The 21,216-nt window shown below is 39.1% G+C and carries 19 protein-coding genes and 1 rRNA gene; 9 read left to right on the forward strand and 11 right to left on the reverse strand.

What is annotated here, in order from left to right; all coding sequences use genetic code 11:
- Positions 1-8: 8 nt before the first annotated feature.
- Entirely contained in the window at positions 9-638 is a 630-nt protein-coding gene (yyaC, locus tag M028_RS0110145; RefSeq protein ID WP_026573820.1) for a spore protease YyaC, read from the forward strand.
- A 24-nt stretch (positions 639-662) separates the two neighbouring features.
- Here the strand turns inward: yyaC and M028_RS0110150 are convergent, their stop codons facing one another.
- The 11 genes from M028_RS0110150 to rpmH form a co-directional block, all read right to left on the reverse strand.
- Entirely contained in the window at positions 663-1,376 is a 714-nt protein-coding gene (locus tag M028_RS0110150) for a DUF554 domain-containing protein (RefSeq protein WP_026573821.1), read from the reverse strand.
- Positions 1,377-1,549: 173 nt separating this feature from the next.
- A complete protein-coding gene (locus tag M028_RS0110155) occupies positions 1,550-2,404 on the reverse strand; it encodes a ParB/RepB/Spo0J family partition protein (RefSeq protein WP_026573822.1) in 855 nt (284 codons plus the stop codon).
- On the reverse strand, positions 2,397-3,158 hold the full coding sequence (locus M028_RS0110160; RefSeq protein WP_026573823.1) for a ParA family protein: 762 nt from the start codon (positions 3,156-3,158) through the stop codon (positions 2,397-2,399). The genes M028_RS0110155 and M028_RS0110160 overlap by 8 nt, the downstream gene beginning before the upstream one ends.
- A gap of 267 nt (positions 3,159-3,425) precedes the next feature.
- The gene (gene noc / locus M028_RS0110165; protein WP_026573824.1) at positions 3,426-4,301 is read right to left on the reverse strand and encodes a nucleoid occlusion protein; all 876 of its coding nucleotides are present in this window, start codon (positions 4,299-4,301) and stop codon (positions 3,426-3,428) included.
- 107 nt (positions 4,302-4,408) lie between these two features.
- The gene (gene rsmG / locus M028_RS0110170) at positions 4,409-5,125 is read right to left on the reverse strand and encodes a 16S rRNA (guanine(527)-N(7))-methyltransferase RsmG (protein WP_026573825.1); all 717 of its coding nucleotides are present in this window, start codon (positions 5,123-5,125) and stop codon (positions 4,409-4,411) included.
- Positions 5,126-5,174: 49 nt separating this feature from the next.
- Positions 5,175-7,061 (reverse strand): tRNA uridine-5-carboxymethylaminomethyl(34) synthesis enzyme MnmG, encoded by a 1,887-nt coding sequence (mnmG, locus tag M028_RS0110175; RefSeq protein ID WP_026573826.1) that lies wholly within the window; start codon positions 7,059-7,061, stop codon positions 5,175-5,177.
- A 57-nt stretch (positions 7,062-7,118) separates the two neighbouring features.
- Positions 7,119-8,504 (reverse strand): tRNA uridine-5-carboxymethylaminomethyl(34) synthesis GTPase MnmE, encoded by a 1,386-nt coding sequence (gene mnmE / locus M028_RS0110180; RefSeq protein ID WP_026573827.1) that lies wholly within the window; start codon positions 8,502-8,504, stop codon positions 7,119-7,121.
- Positions 8,505-8,775: 271 nt separating this feature from the next.
- Entirely contained in the window at positions 8,776-9,396 is a 621-nt protein-coding gene (gene jag, locus M028_RS0110185; protein ID WP_026573828.1) for an RNA-binding cell elongation regulator Jag/EloR, read from the reverse strand.
- Positions 9,393-10,139: a YidC family membrane integrase SpoIIIJ gene (gene spoIIIJ, locus M028_RS0110190; protein WP_231510793.1), complete on the reverse strand. Its 747-nt coding sequence runs from the start codon at positions 10,137-10,139 to the stop codon at positions 9,393-9,395. The genes jag and spoIIIJ overlap by 4 nt, the downstream gene beginning before the upstream one ends.
- A 176-nt stretch (positions 10,140-10,315) precedes the next feature.
- On the reverse strand, positions 10,316-10,660 hold the full coding sequence (gene rnpA / locus M028_RS0110195; protein ID WP_026573830.1) for a ribonuclease P protein component: 345 nt from the start codon (positions 10,658-10,660) through the stop codon (positions 10,316-10,318).
- Between the two features lie 81 nt (positions 10,661-10,741).
- The gene (gene rpmH / locus M028_RS0110200; RefSeq protein WP_007084526.1) at positions 10,742-10,876 is read right to left on the reverse strand and encodes a 50S ribosomal protein L34; all 135 of its coding nucleotides are present in this window, start codon (positions 10,874-10,876) and stop codon (positions 10,742-10,744) included.
- A 651-nt stretch (positions 10,877-11,527) separates the two neighbouring features.
- Between rpmH and dnaA the strand changes: the two genes are divergently transcribed.
- The 8 genes from dnaA to M028_RS0110240 form a co-directional block, all read left to right on the forward strand.
- Positions 11,528-12,874 (forward strand): chromosomal replication initiator protein DnaA, encoded by a 1,347-nt coding sequence (dnaA, locus tag M028_RS0110205; protein ID WP_026573832.1) that lies wholly within the window; start codon positions 11,528-11,530, stop codon positions 12,872-12,874.
- Between the two features lie 197 nt (positions 12,875-13,071).
- The gene (gene dnaN / locus M028_RS0110210; RefSeq protein ID WP_026573833.1) at positions 13,072-14,208 is read left to right on the forward strand and encodes a DNA polymerase III subunit beta; all 1,137 of its coding nucleotides are present in this window, start codon (positions 13,072-13,074) and stop codon (positions 14,206-14,208) included.
- Positions 14,209-14,377: 169 nt separating this feature from the next.
- Positions 14,378-14,596, forward strand: a complete 219-nt coding sequence (gene yaaA / locus M028_RS0110215; RefSeq protein ID WP_026573834.1) for a S4 domain-containing protein YaaA — start codon at positions 14,378-14,380, stop codon at positions 14,594-14,596.
- Between the two features lie 14 nt (positions 14,597-14,610).
- On the forward strand, positions 14,611-15,729 hold the full coding sequence (gene recF, locus M028_RS0110220; protein WP_026573835.1) for a DNA replication/repair protein RecF: 1,119 nt from the start codon (positions 14,611-14,613) through the stop codon (positions 15,727-15,729).
- Between the two features lie 9 nt (positions 15,730-15,738).
- The gene (remB, locus tag M028_RS0110225) at positions 15,739-15,987 is read left to right on the forward strand and encodes an extracellular matrix regulator RemB (protein WP_026573836.1); all 249 of its coding nucleotides are present in this window, start codon (positions 15,739-15,741) and stop codon (positions 15,985-15,987) included.
- A 73-nt stretch (positions 15,988-16,060) separates the two neighbouring features.
- Complete coding sequence (gene gyrB, locus M028_RS0110230; protein ID WP_026573837.1) at positions 16,061-17,983, forward strand: DNA topoisomerase (ATP-hydrolyzing) subunit B; 1,923 nt, start codon at positions 16,061-16,063, stop codon at positions 17,981-17,983.
- A 171-nt stretch (positions 17,984-18,154) separates the two neighbouring features.
- Positions 18,155-20,701, forward strand: a complete 2,547-nt coding sequence (gene gyrA, locus M028_RS0110235; RefSeq protein ID WP_026573838.1) for a DNA gyrase subunit A — start codon at positions 18,155-18,157, stop codon at positions 20,699-20,701.
- A 292-nt stretch (positions 20,702-20,993) separates the two neighbouring features.
- Positions 20,994-21,216 (forward strand): 16S ribosomal RNA (locus tag M028_RS0110240); the annotation flags it as partial.

Genomic DNA, 21,216 nt, shown 5'->3' on the forward strand with positions numbered 1-21,216 from the left:
GGGACTTAATGAATCTCAAAGCAGGTTTTTTTGATCGGAAAGCCAAAACTCGTATATGCTATGATGATTTCCATGCAGCGGAAAACCTTGCTGAGGAATTACGTTTAAAAATTCCTGTTTCGTCAGAACGTCCCATTGTGTATGTATGTATCGGCACGGACCGTTCGACAGGAGATTCCTTAGGTCCTCTTGTAGGAAGCCTGTTAGAGGAGAAGAACCTTCAATCCTTTTACGTTTACGGAACATTAGATGAACCGATTCATGCCGTAAATCTTAAAGAAAAATTAGCTGAAATTCAAAATAAGCATGACAATCCATTTATTATTGGAATTGATGCCTGCCTTGGCCGTATTAAAAATGTTGGTGTGATCCAGCTTGGAGACGGACCTGTTAAACCAGGCGCAGGCGTGAACAAAGAGCTTCCTGCAGTTGGAGAGTTACATATTACCGGAATTGTCAATGTAAGCGGGTTTATGGAGTTTTTCGTTTTGCAAAATACACGATTAAATCTTGTTATGAAAATGGCAAAGACGATTGCAGGTGGGATCTATCAAGCGAGTCTTCCTAATCCAAAGGAAAGCTGGAATGAGGTCAATTGGGAGTGGGAAGAAGAACAAACAAAAGCAATCGGTGATTAATAGCCGATTGCTTTTTAAAATGGATTAAAAGAAATGATGATAATTATATAGTACTGTAACGATCACTCCTGTTACGAGAATACCAGGGAGGAGGTTAGCAACTTTAATTTTTATCATACCAGTAAGATTTAAGCCAATAGCAAAAATCATCACCCCACCCGTCGCTGTCATTTCAACAATAAATTGATCCATTAAGGCCTGCGGCACAAAACGGTCAATTTGGGTGGCAAACAAGGCAATAAGCCCTTCATAAAGCAGGACCGGAACTGCCGAAAATAAAACACCAATTCCAAGTGTTGTCGTTAAAATCAGAGCCGTAAATCCATCAATAATCGATTTGGTGTACAGGACATCGTGATCCCCGCGGATTCCGCTGTCAAGTGCCCCAATAATCGCCATTGCCCCAATCACAAAGATTAAGGTTGCCGTTACAAACCCTTCAGAGATACTTCCTTTTCCATTAGAGCCCACCTTGCTCTCTAGCCAGTGCCCTAAATCATTCAGCTTTTCTTCTAATTTAAAAAGCTCCCCAATTACAGCACCTATAACGAGACTTAAAATCACGATTAAGAAATTTTCACTTTTTAAGCCCATCTGCAACCCCAGTACCATGACAGACAATCCAATCGCATACATAACGGTTGTCTTCATACTCTCTGGAATCCGGTTTAATAGTTTTCCAATAAGACTTCCAATAATAATTAATGCACCATTTACAAGCGTTCCTAATAAAAACATTTACTGATTCCCCTATTATTCGTCTCTCGAAGTATTTAATAGTAATAAATTATCATATTTTATTTTGAAATGAAAGATATTTAAAAGCATTCTCAAATACAATATGTTGAATATATTAATAACTAACTTTCAATATATTGTATTGGTAAAAAAATAAACCATCTATTGATGGTTTAGACAGAGGATTCTTGGTCAAGAATTTCAAGGATGCGTTCCAAATCCTCTTGTGAGAAGAATTCAATTTCAATTTTCCCTTTATTTTTTGAATGCTTAATATTAACTGTGGTGCCAAACCGCTCACGAAGAAAATGCTCACGTTCCTGTAAAAAAACATCCTTTTTCTTTTCAGGCTTTTTTGTTTCACGTGAAACATTATCATTTAATTGTTGAATGAGTTTTTCAAGCTGGCGTACGTTTAAGCCTTCATTTATTACCTTTTCAACTAAAATCGGTAGCTTCTCCTTTTGACGTAGACCAAGTAAGGCACGGCCATGCCCCATGGAGATTTTTCCATTTGAAATTAACTCTTGAATTTTAGCCGGGAGGGAGAGGAGGCGGACATGGTTCGCCACATGTGGACGGCTTTTTCCTAGTCGCTTTGCTACCTCTTCTTGTGTCAGTTTTAACTTTTCCATTAAGGTTTGATAAGCGATTGCTTCTTCAATTGGGCTTAAATCTTCCCGTTGAAGATTTTCAATTACAGCCAGTTCCATCATTTGCTGCTCCGACAATTCGCGGACAACGGCAGGTACCGCTTGAAGCTTTGCTTCTTTTGCCGCCCTGAAACGTCTTTCGCCCACGACAATTTCATAGCCTTTAATGCTTTTCCTAACGACAAGAGGCTGGAGGATGCCATGTTCTAAAATGGATGCCTTTAATTCATCTATGGCCTCTTGTTGGAAGGTTTTCCGAGGTTGATACGGATTGGGACGCAATTCTTTCAATTTTATCTCTTGGACCGCTTCACCTTTATTAACCTCCATATTAGGAAAAAATGCATCAAGTCCTTTTCCTAATCCTTTAGCCATGTGAGACCACTTCCTTTGCCAAATCTAAATATACTTCGGCACCACGGGATCTAGCATCATAAGTGATAATGGGTTCTCCGTGGCTTGGCGCTTCACTTAGACGTACATTTCTTGGAATAATCGTTTTATAGACCTTGTCCTGAAAATACTTCTTCACTTCTTCAATTACTTGTATCCCCAGATTTGTGCGGGCATCCAGCATCGTTAATAAAACACCTTCAATTTTTAAATCCTGATTTAAGTGCTTTTGAACAAGCCTAACGGTATTTAAAAGTTGGCTTAGCCCTTCCAATGCATAATACTCACACTGCACGGGAATTAACACTGCGTCAGAGGCTGTTAAGGCATTAATGGTCAGTAATCCGAGGGATGGCGGACAATCAATAATAATATAGTCAAATTGATCCTTTACCTCACCAAGAGCACGTTTTAGTCTGACTTCGCGTGAAATGGTTGGTACTAACTCAATTTCCGCACCCGCGAGTTGAATGGTTGCTGGTACAGCATATAAATTTTCAACAGACGATGGCTTTATGACATTCTTCACTTCAACGTCATCGACTAAAACATCATATATACACTGCTCTACTTCTGCCTTTTCAATTCCGATACCGCTTGTTGCATTTCCTTGCGGGTCAATGTCTACTAAAAGTACTCTTTTCCCTATGTATGCTAAGCAGGCGCCTAGGTTGACAGAGGTAGTCGTTTTGCCGACTCCGCCTTTTTGATTCGCGATTGCAATAACTTTGCCCACAATGTCACCTACCCTTTTTCCTAAATTCTTACTTATATTCTATCAAATATTCATCTATTAAACTGTTATTTTACCATTACAAAGAAAATGGCCATTAGTCATTTAAAAACAAAATGACCATGGTAACTATTTTATCACGAAATAGATTTGTTTTTGTTTTTTTTCGAAAAATATTCATGCGAAGGATTATTTCAAAAAATACCATTATCATCCACAATTATAAAAAAGGACCAAACAATTATTGTTTGGTCCAGCTGTTCATTTATTCTATTTTTTCTTCGGAATTCGAATGGTGAATTGGTAGAATTCATCAAACTCTTCTTCCTCCGCATTAAGATCTATTCCACTATCTGAAACCATCGATAACGATTGCCTAATTGTATTCACAGCAATTCGCATATCCTTACTGAAGGCTTTCCTTTTTGGTTTAGGTTTTGGATTTTTTTGCTCAAGCAGTTTAACAACCCGGTCCTCGGTTTGCTTTACATTTAAATTTTTCTCCATTATTTCTTGTAGAAGCAAGACCTGTTTCTCAGGATCCTTCAAAGGGATCAGCGCACGGGCATGACGCTCCGTTATAACCTTATTTAATAATGCCTCCTGAATCTCCTGTGGCAACTTGAGCAGCCGAAGCTTGTTCGCTACGGTCGATTGCCCTTTCCCAAGACGCTGTGCAAGAGCCTCTTGGGTTAAATTATGAAGCTCCAGCAGTTTGCCATATGCAATCGCTTCTTCAATTGGTGACAGTTCTTCCCGTTGCAGATTCTCGATTAAGGCAACAGAAGCTGTTTCAGTATCCGACATATTCTTAACAATCGCCGGAACCTCATCCCATCCTAGCTTTTTCATAGCACGCCAGCGCCGCTCACCGGCAATAATTTCGTACCGATCTTTGTCAAATTGTCTTACAACAATTGGCTGGATGATTCCATGAATATGAATGGTTCGTGACAATTCCTCAATTTTTTCATCATCAAAAACCGTCCGGGGCTGGAAACGATTTGGAAAGATATTGTCAATTGGAATCTTCTTAATTTCTTCATTTCTTTCAATTTCGAGTTCTTTCTCAAGTTCTTTCTCAAGTTCTAGGTCTTGTTCTCCCTTTTCGCCAAGACCAAAAAAGCGTGTAAACGAATGCCTCATCCCCAACACCACCTTTACGAAACTCCCTATTATTTATTCTCTATTCAAATAATATCTTCCTGCCACTAAAGGGTATTTTTCAAAAATTGATTCTGTTCCATTTCTTATTACTCAATCGGCATTTTACCAGGGGTACCTGGCTTACGCGGGTATTTCCTTGGTGTTTGTTTCTCTTTCTTAATAATTAAAATATTCCGTTCACTTTCTTCAATTGGTAATGTAAATGTAAACACTTTTTCCAATTTTCCACCAAGGGTTGTAATGGCCTTTTGGCTTGCTACTAATTCATCCTTTGCATGTGCAGCCTTCATTGCGATAAAATGGCCACCCACTTTCACAAGCGGCAAACATAGCTCGCTTAAAACAGACATTCTGGCAACTGCTCTTGCCGTAACAACATCAAACGATTCCCGATAATTTGGATTCACTCCAAATGTTTCGGCGCGGTCATGGATAAATTGGACATTTTCCAATTTAAGTACACTTGCCAAATGGTTTAAAAATGAGATTCGTTTGTTGAGTGAATCAACAATAGTGATCTCTATTTGCGGAAAAGCAATTTTTAAAGGAATGCTCGGAAATCCAGCACCCGCCCCGACATCACATAGATGAAGCGGTTTTGTAAAGTCATAATAAAAGCCCGCAGTTATGGAGTCGTAAAAATGTTTTAAATACACATCGGCTTTATCCGTGATGGCTGTCAAATTCATTTTTTCGTTCCACTCAACAAGGGTTTCGTAATATATTTCAAATTGCTCCAACTGCCTTGAGGAAAGGGTAATTCCCTTTTCCCCCAGCATGGATTCAAATTGTTCAACATTCATGTAAATATTCCTCGCTGTCTAGCTCCAGCGCCAAGGCGCTTCCGCATTTCTAATTTGATACCCTAGCGATTCTGCCCTGTTCTAAATAAACAAGCAGAATGGAAATATCAGCAGGGTTTACCCCGGAAATTCTTGATGCTTGGGCAATCGATAACGGTTTAATTTTTTTCAATTTTTGTCTCGCCTCTGTTGCCAATCCGTTAATCGCATCATAATCAATATTTTCAGGAATTTTCTTGTTCTCCATTTTCTTTAAGCGGTCAACCTGCTGAAGTGATTTTTCAATATAGCCCTCATATTTAATTTGGATTTCAACTTGTTCTTTAATTTCAGTATCCAAAGTAACATCACTAGGATTTAGACCCTCAATATGTTCATAGGACATTTCGGGACGTTTTAATAGGTCAGATGCACGAATACCATCTTTTAGTTCACTGCCGCCCTGGCTTTTAATTAAATCCTGAACTTCTTTCGAAGGTTTGATGATGGATGACCATAATCGTTTCTTTTCAAGTTCAATTGCTTCCCTTTTAGCTAAAAATTGCTGATATCGTTCCTCACGGATTAGTCCAATTTCATGGCCGAATTCCGTTAACCTCAAGTCAGCATTATCGTGTCGTAAAAGAAGACGGTATTCTGCCCGTGATGTAAGCAGGCGATATGGTTCATTTGTCCCCTTGGTAATGAGATCATCAATTAAAACACCAATATACGCATCCGAGCGGCTTAACACTAATTGCTCCCGGCCTAACGCATTGAGTCCGGCATTAATTCCTGCCATGAGTCCTTGACCAGCTGCTTCTTCATACCCAGAAGTCCCATTAATTTGGCCAGCCGTGTAAAGATTTTTGACAATCTTTGTTTCGAGCGTCGGCCAAAGCTGTGTTGGTACAATGGCATCATATTCGATGGCATAACCTGAGCGCATCATTTGAACATTTTCAAGACCAGGTATGGTTTTTAAGATTTGTTGTTGGACATCTTCCGGCAGACTAGTTGATAATCCCTGGACATATACTTCTTGTGTATTTCTTCCTTCCGGCTCCAGAAAAATTTGATGGCGCGGTTTGTCATTAAAGCGAACGACCTTATCCTCAATGGATGGGCAATAACGCGGTCCTGTCCCCTTAATCATTCCAGAATACATCGGTGAGCGATGGAGATTCTGGTCGATTAATTGGTGGGTTTGTTCATTCGTATATGTTAACCAGCATGGAAGCTGGTCGGTAATGTATTGGGTTGTTTCATATGAAAAAGCTCGAGGTTGTTCGTCCCCAGGTTGAATCTCTGTTTTGTTGTAATCAATCGTATGGCTGTTAACCCTTGGCGGTGTCCCCGTTTTAAAACGAACAAGTTCAAAGCCAAGCTCTTCTAGATGCTCTGATAACTTAACAGCAGGCTGCTGGTTGTTTGGACCACTTGAATACTTTAATTCACCAAGGATGATTTCGCCGCGAAGGTAGGTACCAGTCGTAATGACCACTGTTTTCGCACGGTAAGTTGCACCTGTTTTCGTAACGGCGCCAACAACAACACCGTCTTCGACAACCAGACGTTCAACCATTCCCTGTAAAAGAGTTAAATTCGATTCATTTTCAAGCGTGTTTTTCATTTCATGTTGATAGGCAAATTTATCAGCCTGTGCCCTGAGTGCCCTTACGGCAGGACCTTTCCCTGTATTCAACATCCTCATTTGAATATAGGTTTTATCAATATTTTTACCCATTTCCCCGCCAAGTGCATCGATTTCACGCACCACAATCCCTTTTGCTGGTCCGCCAACAGAAGGATTGCATGGCATGAAGGCCACCATATCGAGATTAATGGTAATCATTAATGTTTTTGCGCCAAGCCGTGCAGCCGCAAGGCCGGCCTCACAGCCCGCATGACCTGCACCGACGACAATGACGTCGTAACTTCCTGCTTCGTATTGCATTAAAAGTTCCTCCAATTTCCGAATATCTCGGAATGTAAAAAAGTTTATTTCTAATTTTTATTTCCCTAAACAGAACTGTGAAAATAGCTGATCAATTAGGCTTTCATGGACACTATCGCCAATGACTTCCCCAAGCAGTTCCCAGACCCTTGTTAAATCAATCTGAACGATATCAATCGGAGTCCCCAACTCGACTCCGTCAATAGCTTCCTCTATCGAATGTAATGCCTGATTCAATAAAGCGATATGACGGCTGTTTGAAACATAAGTCATATCCCCTGCTTCAATAGAGCCGGCAAAAAATAATGAGGAGATAGCCTCTTCCAATTGGTCAACCCCGCGGTCTTCAAGAATAGAAGTTGTCACGAGCCTATGGCTAGCAGTCAGATCCTTAACCCGATCCAAATCAATTTTCTGCGGAAGGTCAGTTTTGTTAACAATGACAATCACATCCATATCTTCAACGGCCTTAAATAGATTTTCATCCTCCATTGTTAACTCATCAGAATAATTTAAAACGAGCAAGATTAAATCGGCCTCTCGTAAAACTTGTCGGGAACGTTCAACCCCAATCCGTTCAACAATATCTTCAGTCTCTCTGATTCCCGCAGTATCTAAAAGTCTTAATGGTACACCTCTTACGTTGACATATTCTTCAATGACATCACGAGTTGTCCCTGGGATATCCGTAACAATTGCTTTATTTTCGTGAACCAAACTATTTAATAACGAAGATTTCCCTACGTTTGGGCGGCCAACAATAACTGTTGATAGGCCTTCACGTAAAATTTTCCCCTGCTGAGAGGTTTGCAAAAGCTTCTTAATTTCTTCCCGTACATAAGCCGCTTTTTCCTTCAGCATTTTATGAGTCATTTCCTCGACATCATCGTATTCAGGATAATCAATATTCACTTCCACATGGGCAAGTATTTCTAAAATTTCTTGGCGTAAACCGCGAATCAATCGCGACAATCTTCCTTCCATTTGCCCTAATGCAACGTTCATCGCTCGATCCGTTTTTGCCCGAATTAAATCCATAACTGCTTCTGCCTGCGATAAATCAATGCGCCCATTTAAGAAGGCCCGCTTTGTAAATTCACCCGGTTCAGCAAGCCGTGCTCCATTATTTAATATAAGCTGCAACACACGGTTAACAGAAACGATTCCACCGTGGCAATTAATTTCAACTACATCCTCTTTTGTAAAGGTTTTTGGCCCCTTCATAAGTGAAACCATTACTTCTTCCACCACTTGTCCATTTTTCGGATCAATTAGATGGCCATAATGAATCGTATGGGAAGCCATATCAATCAGCCTTTTCCCGCTGATACTTTTAAAAACCTTATCAGCAATTTTAAAGGCATCATCACCACTTAATCGTACAATTGCGATTGCACCCTCACCCATCGGTGTCGAAATCGCCGCAATCGTATCAAACTCCATTGTATTCACCTCTCTTACTTGCAAAAAATAATCTATAGAAGAAATAATATTTTGCTCCAAATTAATAGAATATCACATCAGTTTCAGTTAAAAAAGCAATCAGGATTATCCACAACGACAGTTATTATCTTATATTTTAACTTATCCACATGTGAATAACAATAAAACAAACATTTTCATAAAAAAAGTTACGCACAGGATTTTTAAAATAGAAAATAGGAATAAGAGAATAAAAAAAGGCACTTTATCGATTTGATAAAGTGCCTTTTTTTTACTTAGATGGAGTAATAACAATGTATCGATGTGGTTCAGATCCATCTGAAAATGTCTTAACCCGTTTATTTTCAGATAATGCAGAATGAATAACTTTGCGTTCATAGGATGGCATCGGCTCCAAGGCCACGTCTTTCCCCGTTTTTACGGCCTTTTGAGCAAGACGATGAGCTAATTGAATCAACGTCTCATTCCTGCGGTTTCGGTAGTCTTCAGCATCCAAAATAACGGTCAAATATCGATTGGACGAACGATTGATGACAAGCTGAGTCAAATACTGCAAGGAATTTAAGGTTTGTCCTCTTTTTCCGATTAATAAAGCAATCTTTTCCCCTGTTAAAACAAAATTAACTTGTTTTCCTTCGCGTTTTATTTCAATTTCAACCGGTGCTCCCATTTGTTCACTGATGCTTTTCAGGAAATTTTGGGCTTCCTCAATTGGATCAATGATTACGGTAACCTTTACCACTGCTGGGCGTGAACCAAAAATACCAAAGATCCCTTTTTTCCCCTCATCAATAATGTCGATTTCTGTGCGGTCCTTCGTTGTTTGTAATTGAGCTAAAGCTGATTCTACTGCTTCTTCGACATTTTGTCCTGTAGCAGTTACCTGTTTCACTTCTTTGCTCCCCCCGCATTGCCCGTGGATTGTGCCTTAAGTTCCGGGCCTTTTATAAAATAGGTCTGAACAATCATAAAAATATTTCCGACTACCCAGTACAACGAAAGTGCAGCTGGAAAGTTAAATGCAAAAATGACAATCATAATCGGCATCATCCAAACCATCATCGCCATTTGTGGATTTTGGTTTTCTGTACCGGCCATCATCATTTTTTGCTGGATAAACGTCGTAATCCCTGCAACGATCGGTAAAATATAATAAGGATCCTTTTCTCCCAAGTCAAACCATAAAAAACTATCCTGAGCGATTTCCCTTGTTCTCGAGATTGCATGGTAAAAACCAATTAAAATCGGCATTTGAATGATTAATGGAAAACAACCGGCCATTGGGTTTACACCGTTTTTTTGGAAAAGTGCCATTGTTTCCTGCTGTAATTTTTGTTGTGTCTTTTGATCTTTAGAGCTGTATTTTTTTCTAAGTTCCGTTAACTGCGGTTGAAGTGCCTGCATCGCCTTCGAGCTTCTTGTCTGCTTAATCATAAGCGGCAAAATAACCAGGCGGATGAGGATGGTAACAACAATAATCGATAATCCAAAGCTTCCGCCAAGCAAATGGGCAACTTCTTTAATAAACCAAGATAATGGATATACAATGTATTGATTCCAAAATCCCGTACTTTCTGATGTGATCGGCTGCTTAATCTGACTGCATCCCGTTAAGAACAGGAATAAAGAAAGCATCCCCGACAAAAGTAATATTCTTTTTTTCAACCAAATTTTCCTCCTTGTCCAAGATATAAATATTTAATTTAAAAATGTTATTTATGTATATTTTTACTTATAAGTATTTTACCATTTTCCTGTATAAAATGTCTTATTACAAAGTAAATAAGGGAAATACTCACTTTTATGTCCTTTTAACGTTTCTTTAAAACCTTGCCCACCTTTAAAACATGCGTTAAGCTCTTTTTTACTTCAAAGAAGTCCATTTCTGCTGCAGGCTTTCTCGCGATAATGATGTAATCATTTTCTGCATGGAGCTGATCCTTTAATTCAAAAATTGCCTGTCGAATATATCGTTTTATTTGGTTTCTGGTAACGGCATTTCCAATTTTTTTGCTGACTGACAAGCCAATTCGAAAATTTTCCTGCCCCTCTTTTTTTAATGAGTAGACAACAAATTGTCGATTTGCAAAGGAAAACCCCTTTTGAAAGGCTTCTTGAAACTCTTTATTTTTTTTGACCCTTAATTCTTTCTTCATCAAAACACCCTCAGTCTGAATAGTCTCAGTAATATTTTTCCCCTTAAATTAGAAAAAAGACCACTGAGACGTTTCAGTGGTCTAAGCTGATAATACTTTTCTTCCTTTTAGACGACGGCGAGCAAGAACTTTACGTCCGTTTGCTGAGCTCATACGACTGCGGAAACCGTGAACTTTACTATGCTTACGTTTATTTGGTTGATATGTTCTTTTCATTATATGACACCTCCCTGAGGAATAGCTATCAAGTTTAATGCCTTTGACAGTCCTATTTATTATAAAGAGGTCTACATAAGATTGTCAACCACCCTCCAGCTATTGTTCCTTATTTCCAATTTTTTATCATACATGATTTTGCCGTTTTTTTTAAAAACTAAAGTCAAGGGATCAGATTATCCTCACATTTTAGCTTGTGGATAAGTAATCGACATATTTTTTGCACCTTTCACAAGTTATCGACAGTTTTTTCACAAAGCCAATTCTTGTGGACAATTTTTACCCACAGGACACACCTCTTGTGGATAAACTGCGAAAAAGCATTGCACCTCTTGCTATTATTTGATATTATATTTGTGTTTTCACTCTGAATAACTTTGTCCTAATTTATCGTTATCCACAATTTGTGGATATCTTGTGGATAGGTTGTTCAAGTGTACTGCAGAAACTTGTCCACAGGAAGTGGATATTGTCGAAACTCCACTTTATTTCCTTATTATATATTTTTCCACAACCACTGTTTCGTATATTTATAAATTAATAGATTGTACAGCTTGTATAACTTGGTTTTTCACGGAACTTTCGGGGCTAGACTTTATTATCTAAAGTGAAGTTACACGATTTATCATTTTGAAAAGGAGGGGAAACTCGTTGGAAAATATTGCGGATCTTTGGAATGCAGCGCTGGCTAATATAGAGAAAAAAATCAGCAAGCCTAGCTTTGATACGTGGCTAAAGTCGACAAAGGCTCATTCCCTACAAGGAAATCTCCTTGTAATCACAGCACCGAATGAATTTGCGCGTGATTGGCTCGAGGAGCGCTATTCCCAGTTAATCGCAGGTATTCTCTATGAAATTACTGGAGAAGAGCTAACTGTGAAATTTATTATTCCGCATAATCAAAATGAGGAAGAAATGGATGTACCAGCGCCTCCAAAAAAGGCAAAAAAAGAAGAAGATCAAAATGACTTTCCGCAAAACATCTTAAATCCTAAGTACCTTTTTGATACGTTCGTAATCGGTTCAGGTAACCGTTTTGCTCATGCAGCATCGCTCGCTGTAGCTGAAGCACCGGCAAAGGCCTATAATCCTTTATTTATATACGGTGGAGTAGGATTGGGTAAAACCCACTTAATGCATGCAATTGGCCATTATGTATTGGATCATAATCCATCGGCAAAAGTCGTTTATTTATCATCAGAAAAATTTACAAATGAATTTATTAACTCAATTCGTGACAATAAAGCTGAAAGCTTTCGAAATAAATATCGAAATGTTGATGTCCTGCTAATAGATGATATTCAGTTTTTGGCCGGAAAAGAATCAACCCAAGAGGAATTCTTCCATACTTTTAATGCTCTTCACGAGGAAAGCAAACAAATTATTATTTCAAGTGACCGTCCGCCAAGAGAAATTCCAACCTTGGAAGACCGTCTGCGTTCACGTTTTGAATGGGGGCTCATTACCGATATTACACCGCCTGATCTCGAGACAAGGATTGCCATCCTTCGCAAGAAGGCAAAAGCAGAAGGATTGGACATTCCGAATGAGGTGATGCTTTACATCGCCAATCAAATTGATTCAAACATCCGTGAACTTGAAGGTGCGCTTATTCGGGTTGTCGCTTATTCATCATTAATTAATAAGGATATCAATGCAGACTTAGCTGCAGAGGCATTGAAGGACATCATTCCAAGCTCAAAACCGAAGGTGGTTACCATTCTTGATATACAAAGAGTTGTCGGTGAACAGTTTGGCGTTAAGTTGGAGGATTTCAAAGCAAAAAAACGGACAAAGTCTGTTGCTTTCCCGAGGCAAATTGCGATGTATTTATCACGGGAATTAACGGACCACTCCCTCCCAAAAATAGGAGAAGAGTTTGGCGGCAGAGATCATACTACCGTCATCCATGCCCATGAGAAAATTTCTAAAATGCTGCAGAGTGATTCACAGCTGCAAAAGCAAATGAAAGAATTAAATGAACTGTTAAAGGTTTAAATTACTCGGTTAATAATGTGAATAACTTTTACCCATTCATGCACAGTCTGTCCACATGTGGATAGGCTGTGTTTCCTTTGATAAAATAGGGTTATCCACATATCAACAGGCCCTACTAGTACTTCTACTATTTTTTTAAAAAATATTATTATATGTTATCGTCATTAAAAATATGCTTAATCGGAGGAATTTCTAAAATGAGATTTATCATTCAACGGGACCGCCTCGTTCAAAGTGTTCAAGATGTGATGAAGGCAGTCACTTCCAGGACAACCATTCCAATCTTAACGGGAATTAAAATTACTGCTGCAGAGGAAGGGGTTACCCTAACAGGAAGCGACTCTGATATATCGATCGAATCTTTTATTCCAAAAGAGGAAGCTGAGGATGAAATCGTTGAGATCAGACAAACCGGGGCCATTGTTTTGCAAGCAAAGTTTTTTAGTGAGATTGTAAAGAAGCTCCCGACAGATACTGTTGAAATTGAAGTACTTGGTTCGCTGCAAACGGTTATTCGTTCAGGAAAATCTGAATTTAACTTAAATGGTCTTGATGCAGAGGAATATCCACATCTTCCGCAAATTGAGGAAAATAATAAATTCCATATTGCCACAGATCTATTAAAAGCAATGATCAGGCAAACAGTTTTCGCTGTGTCCACCTCAGAAACACGCCCCATCTTGACAGGTGTAAACTGGAAGATCGAAAATGGGGAGTTAACCTGTATTGGTACAGATAGCCACCGCTTGGCATTAAGGAAAGTAAGAATTGAAGCAGAAAATAGTGAAACCTATAATGTGGTAATCCCAGGGAAGAGTTTGAATGAATTAAGTAAGATTATTGATGATTCCAATGAATTAATTGACATAGTGATAACAGAAAATCAAATTTTGTTTAAAGCGAAACATTTATTGTTCTTCTCAAGACTGTTAGAAGGTAACTATCCAGATACTTCCCGACTAATTCCAAATGAAAGCAAAACGGATGTAACTGTAAATACAAAGGCATTCTTACAGGCTATTGATCGTGCGTCTTTGCTTGCTCGTGAAGGTAGAAATAATGTTGTTAAATTCACAACAAATGAGGGAGGAATCATCGAGGTTTCTTCTAATACACCTGAGGTTGGTAAGGTCGTCGAAGAGATTCAAAGCCAATCGATTGAAGGCGAGGAATTAAAAATTTCCTTTAGTGCAAAATATATGATGGATGCGTTAAAAGCATTGGAGGGTACTGATATTTGTATCAGTTTTACCGGAGCGATGCGCCCATTCCTGATTCGCCCGCTTCATGACGAAACAACTCTGCAACTAATTTTACCGGTAAGAACGTACTAAAAAGACCTAAGTACTGGATCTGGATCCTTCTCAAAGTCCTGGATGAATTTTCATAAAAAAGTATAGAGCTGCCACAATAAATGGCAGCTTTTTTAGATTTTTTTGTATCTAACTGATTTTTTTAGTAAAATAAAGTATTGAGACCATTTTTTGAAAAGAGTGATTAATTATGTCTGCCAAAATAGAAATAGATACAGAATTTATTACATTAGGGCAATTTCTTAAATTAGCGGATGTGATCCAAACCGGTGGAATGGCAAAATGGTTTTTAAGTGAGCATCAAATTATTATCAATGGTGAACAAGATCAAAGAAGAGGAAGAAAACTTCGTCAAGGGGACAAAGTGGAAATACCCGGATTCGGAGAATTCCTTATTACGGAAAAATAGAGGATGTTACGTTCATGTATATTGAACAATTAGCCTTAAAAGATTATCGGAACTATGAAACATTATCCGTTGAATTTGAAAATAAAGTAAATGTTATCTTGGGTGAAAATGCCCAAGGGAAAACCAATGTAATGGAGTCCATCTATGTTTTAGCCATGGCTAAATCCCATCGGACCTCAAATGACAAAGATCTTATTCGTTGGGATCAAGAGTATGCTAAAATAGAGGGTAGAATCCAAAAACAGTATAGTTCTTTGCCTCTGCAACTGGTGATTTCCAAAAAGGGGAAAAAGGCAAAGTGCAATCACATTGAACAACAGAAATTGAGTCAATATGTCGGGAACCTTAATGTCGTTATGTTTGCGCCAGAGGATTTAAACTTGGTAAAGGGCAGTCCACAGGTAAGAAGGCGCTTTATAGATATGGAAATTGGTCAGGTATCACCAGTCTATTTACATGATATGAGTCAATATCAAAAAATACTTCAACAGCGGAATCATTTTTTGAAAATGATGCAAATAAAAAAGCAGTCTGACCAAACAATGCTCGAAATATTAACGGAACAGTTTATTGAAACAGCGGTAAAAATTATTAATAAGCGATTTGAGTTCCTGCAGCTGCTTCAAAAGTGGGCAGAGCCTATCCATAGCGGCATCTCTAGAGGGCTAGAAACGCTTAAAATTGAGTACAAACCATCAGTGGATGTATTAGAAGGCCAAGATTTGTCGAAAATGGTAGCATCCTTTGAGGAAAAATTCAACAAGGTTAAAACAAGAGAGATAGAACGCGGGACAACTTTGTTTGGTCCCCATCGTGACGATCTATTGTTTTTCGTCAATAATCGGGATGTGCAAACCTTCGGATCACAGGGGCAGCAGCGGACAACCGCTCTTTCTGTTAAACTTGCCGAAATTGAATTAATTCATTCACAGATTGGTGAGTTTCCAATCTTACTCCTTGATGATGTGTTATCAGAATTAGATGACTATCGTCAGTCACATCTGCTTAATACCATTCAAGGAAGGGTTCAAACTTTTGTAACAACGACAAGTGTAGATGGAATTCACCATCAAACATTAAAAGATGCTTCAACATTTGAAGTAGAATCCGGTGTGATCAAGAAAGTGGATTGAGGTGGGAGTGTGTATATTCATATTGGGGAGGATTTAAATATCAGGGCAAGGGACATTATATCTATTCTAGATAAAGAGAGTGCAAAATCTTCTGTGATGGTAGAGGAGTTTTTACATCAGCATGAAGATAAAGTCATTAACCTTTCTAAAAACCCCTTTAAGTCGGTTGTAATAACATCCGACAAAATTTATTTATCCCCTATTGCTTCCGGGACCTTAAAGAAACGTTCAAGTCAAAAGAATTTATCGGATTTATAAATTACGAATAAATAATCTTCTAGCTTTTAAATAGATTGACTTTGTAAGAAAGTGCAGGTGAAAAGCTTTGACAATGGAACAAAACACAGTTCAAGAACAAGCATATGAAGCTGACCAGATACAAGTATTAGAAGGACTCGAGGCTGTTCGAAAAAGACCAGGGATGTATATTGGGTCGACAAGCGGTAAAGGTCTTCACCACCTTGTTTGGGAAATTGTTGATAATAGTATTGATGAGGCTTTGGCGGGATATTGTACTGAAATAAATGTCATCATTGAAAAAGATAACAGTATTACCGTAAAGGATAATGGCCGGGGAATCCCTGTTGGAATCCAGGAAAAAATGGGAAGGCCTGCTGTTGAAGTGATCATGACGGTACTTCACGCCGGAGGGAAATTTGGCGGCGGCGGATATAAAGTATCAGGAGGACTACATGGTGTAGGTGCTTCCGTTGTAAATGCGCTGTCAACGGAACTTGAGGTTTTTGTTCATCGGGACGGTCATATTCACTATCAAAAGTATGAACGCGGAGTTCCAGTTGCCGATTTAAAGATCATTGGGGAAACCGATATAACCGGTACAATTACACGTTTTAAACCGGACGGAGAAATTTTTACCGAAACATTGGAATACGATTACGATACCCTTGCAACACGGATTCGTGAGCTTGCTTTCCTTAACAGGGGTTTAAGAATAACCATTGAGGATAAACGTGTTGAAAATAAAATAAATGAATACCATTATGAAGGCGGTATTAAATCGTATGTTGAACATTTAAACCGCACAAAGGAAGTCATTTTTGAAGACCCAATTTATATCGAGGGTGAACGTGACGGAATTAGTATCGAAGTGGCCCTTCAATATAATGAGGGATATACAGAGAGTATCTACTCCTTTGCAAACAATATTCATACTTACGAGGGCGGAACACATGAGTCAGGCTTTAAAACCGCTTTGACGAGGGTTATAAATGATTATGCTCGGAAAAATAGTTTAATTAAAGAGGCAGATGCCAATCTTTCAGGTGAAGATGTTCGGGAAGGTCTAACAGCTATCGTTTCGATTAAGCACCCTGATCCGCAATTTGAAGGGCAAACCAAAACCAAGCTTGGCAACTCTGAAGTAAGAGCTATTACAGATGCCTTATTTGCAAGCCATTTCGATAAGTTTCTTATGGAAAACCCTATAGTAGCGAAGAAAATTGTTGAAAAAGGTTTAATGGCGGCTAGAGCAAGACTAGCGGCAAAAAAGGCGAGGGAATTAACAAGACGTAAGAGTGCTTTAGAAGTATCCAGTTTACCTGGGAAATTAGCGGATTGTTCTTCAAAGGATCCTTCAGAGAGTGAATTATATATTGTTGAGGGTGACTCAGCGGGTGGTTCAGCGAAGCAAGGTCGTGACCGTCATTTCCAGGCGATTTTACCTTTAAAAGGGAAAATCCTTAATGTTGAGAAGGCGCGCCTTGATAAGATTCTCTCTAATAATGAGGTACGGGCCATGATCACCGCCATAGGAACTGGAATTGGGGAAGACTTTGACATTTCAAAAGCACGTTACCATAAGGTTGTTATTATGACAGATGCAGACGTTGATGGTGCACATATTCGTACACTAATTTTAACGTTCTTTTACCGGTATATGAGGCAAATCTTGGAAGCAGGTTATGTCTTTATCGCCCAACCACCGTTATATAAGGTACAACAAGGTAAACGAGTCGAGTATGCTTATAATGATAAAGAACTGGAAAAGGTTTTTGCGGAGCTGCCAAATGCACCGAAGCCGAATGTCCAACGTTACAAAGGTTTAGGAGAAATGAATCCGGAACAGTTATGGGAAACCACAATGGATCCTGCTAATCGAAGCATGCTTCAAGTAAATCTTGAGGATGCGATAGAAGCAGATGAAACCTTTGAAATGCTAATGGGCGAAAAAGTAGAACCGCGCCGTAATTTTATCGAAGAAAATGCAAAATACGTTAAGAATTTAGATATCTAAAACAGCCCAGCACCTCGGGTGGACTGCAATAAGACAATAAGAAAAGAAAGCAACATGCTAGATTGATTAAAAGGGTAGAGGGGTGACCACTATCCTCCTTTTTTCGTTTACCTGCCTATCAGCGTGAACGTTTCAAGGCTATTTTCACCCCGAATAGGAGGTTTTCAAAAAATGTCTGAAACATCAAATCCTCAAATTAAAGAAATAAATATTAGTCAGGAAATGAGGTCATCTTTCCTTGACTATGCAATGAGTGTTATTGTTTCCCGTGCACTTCCAGATGTACGTGATGGGCTGAAACCGGTACATCGCCGTATACTTTATGCAATGCATGATCTTGGGATCCACGCGGACAAACCCTATAAAAAATCAGCTCGTATCGTCGGTGATGTAATCGGTAAATATCATCCACACGGTGATTCAGCTGTTTATGAAACAATGGTTCGGATGGCTCAGGATTTTAACTATCGCTATATGCTTGTTGACGGCCACGGAAACTTTGGTTCGGTAGACGGCGACGCGGCTGCAGCGATGCGTTATACAGAATCAAGAATGTCTAAAATCTCTATGGAATTATTACGAGATATCAACAAAGATACGATTGATTATCAGCCAAACTATGATGGCGAAGAAAAAGAACCAGTAGTTTTGCCTGCTAGATTTCCTAATTTATTAGTGAACGGTACAACGGGAATTGCAGTTGGTATGGCTACCAATATCCCTCCTCACCAGCTTGGAGAAGTCATTGACGGGGTGTTAGCTGTCAGTCATGATCCAGAAATAACGACCCAAGAATTAATGGAAATCATCCCCGGACCTGATTTTCCAACAGGAGGTATTATTCTTGGACGAAGTGGAATCCGTAAAGCATACGAAACTGGCAGAGGTTCTATCACTCTCCGTGCAAAAGTAGAAATTGAACAAAAATCAAACGGTAAAGAAGTTATCATTGTTAATGAGTTACCATACCAAGTGAATAAAGCAAGGCTGATTGAAAAAATTGCTGAATTGGCCCGTGATAAAAAAATTGAAGGAATAACAGACCTAAGGGATGAATCCGACCGAAGAGGGATGCGTATTGTTATTGAGGTTCGTAAGGATGCAAACGCAAACGTTCTTCTAAATAACTTATATAAACAAACCGCACTGCAAACTAGCTTTGGTATCAATACTTTGGCCCTGGTAGACGGACATCCAAAGGTATTGAATCTTAAACAATGTTTAGTTTATTACCTAGATCACCAAAAGGTTGTTATTCGCCGCAGAACTGAATTCGAATTACGCAAGGCAGAAGCGCGCGCCCATATTTTAGAAGGATTGCGTATTGCCTTAGATAACTTAGATGCAGTAATTAACTTAATCCGCAGCTCGCAAACAACGGAAATTGCCCGAGAAGGTTTAATGACTCAATTTAACCTTTCTGAAAAGCAAGCTCAAGCTATTTTAGATATGCGTTTGCAACGTCTAACAGGTTTAGAAAGAGAAAAGATTGAGGAAGAATATCAGGGTTTAGTTAAGCTCATTGCAGAATTAAAGGCAATTTTAGCAGATGAAGAAAAAGTTCTAGAAATTATCCGTGAGGAACTACTAGAAATTAAAGAACGTTTCAACGATACGCGCCGTACGGAGATTGCCGCAGGCGGAATTGAAAATATTGAGGATGAGGATTTAATCCCAGTTGAAAATATTGTCATTACCTTAACACATAATGGCTATATTAAACGCCTTCCTGTCTCAACTTACCGCGCCCAAAAACGGGGCGGCCGTGGTATTCAGGGAATGGGAACCAATGAAGATGATTTTGTTGAACATCTCATTACTACATCCACACATGATACGATTCTCTTCTTTACAAACAAAGGTAAGGTATACCGTTCAAAAGGATATGAAATTCCGGAATACAGCCGGACGGCTAAAGGAATTCCAATTATTAACCTGCTCGGTGTGGAAAAAGGAGAATGGGTAAATGCCATCATTCCTGTTGCGGAGTTTGTAGATGATTGGTTCTTGTTCTTTACAACAAAAGAAGGAATCTCAAAACGATCACCATTAACATCGTTTGCTCATATCCGAAATAATGGCCTGATTGCTTTAAATTTAAGGGAGGGCGATGAACTGATTTCAGCGCGCTTAACTGATGGGAATAAGCATATTATCATCGGAACCCAAAAAGGGATGCTCATCCGTTTCCCTGAAACAGATGTAAGGTCAATGGGCAGAACTGCCACAGGTGTGAAAGGAATTTCATTAGACAGTGATGATGAAGTGGTTGGTATGGAAGTGTTAGAAGAGAATAACGATATCCTGATTGTAACCAAAAATGGTTATGGAAAACGTACTCCAGCCGCTGAATACCGTATCCAGGGCAGAGGCGGGAAAGGGATTAAGACTTGCCATATTACTGAGAAAAATGGTGATCTTGTCTCGATGAGAGCAGTAACCGGTGAAGAAGATCTAATGCTCATTACCACTGGCGGTGTCCTAATCCGTATTGACGTTGGCGGTATTTCTACAATGGGACGAAATACAATTGGTGTAAAATTAATCAGTATGAGAGAAGATGAACATGAATTTGTTGCGACCGTAGCGAAGGTTGAAAAAGAAGAAGAAGAAGAAGAGATCCCTGAAGATGCCAATGAAAGTGCAGCTGAAGGGACCAATGAAATGAATGAGAATGCATCTGAAGAAGTTCAACCGATTAAAGAAGAAGAGGAATAATAATAAGGCGAAGAGGAACAACTAAATTGTTCTTCTTTTTTTATTTTATCCTTGATTTATCAGGAAGAACCTGATATAATCATTTAGGTCGACATAAGAACTTTGTCATCTAAAAAGAGGAAGATAAAAAAAGATGTTGACGATATACTGAATGCGTGGTATATTAATAAAGTTGCTTTTGAGTGACAAAGAGAAATTGATCTTTGAAAACTAAACAAACAAAAACGTCAACAAACAATAATATTCATTTCTTACGAAATGAAGCCAACGTAACATTCGAGCTAAATCAACTTTCTTGGAGAGTTTGATCCTGGCTCAGGACGAACGCTGGCGGCGTGCCTAATACATGCAAGTCGAGCGAATCAATAGGAGCTTGCTCCTGTTGATTAGCGGCGGACGGGTGAGTAACACGTGGGCAACCTGCCTGTAAGACTGGGATAACTTCGGGAAACCGGAGCTAATACCGGATAATCCTTTTCCTCTCATGAGGAAAAGCTGAAAGTCGGTTTTTAGCT

It is taken from the genome of Bacillus sp. UNC438CL73TsuS30 (assembly GCF_000482325.1).
Taxonomy (GTDB): domain Bacteria; phylum Bacillota; class Bacilli; order Bacillales; family Cytobacillaceae; genus Neobacillus.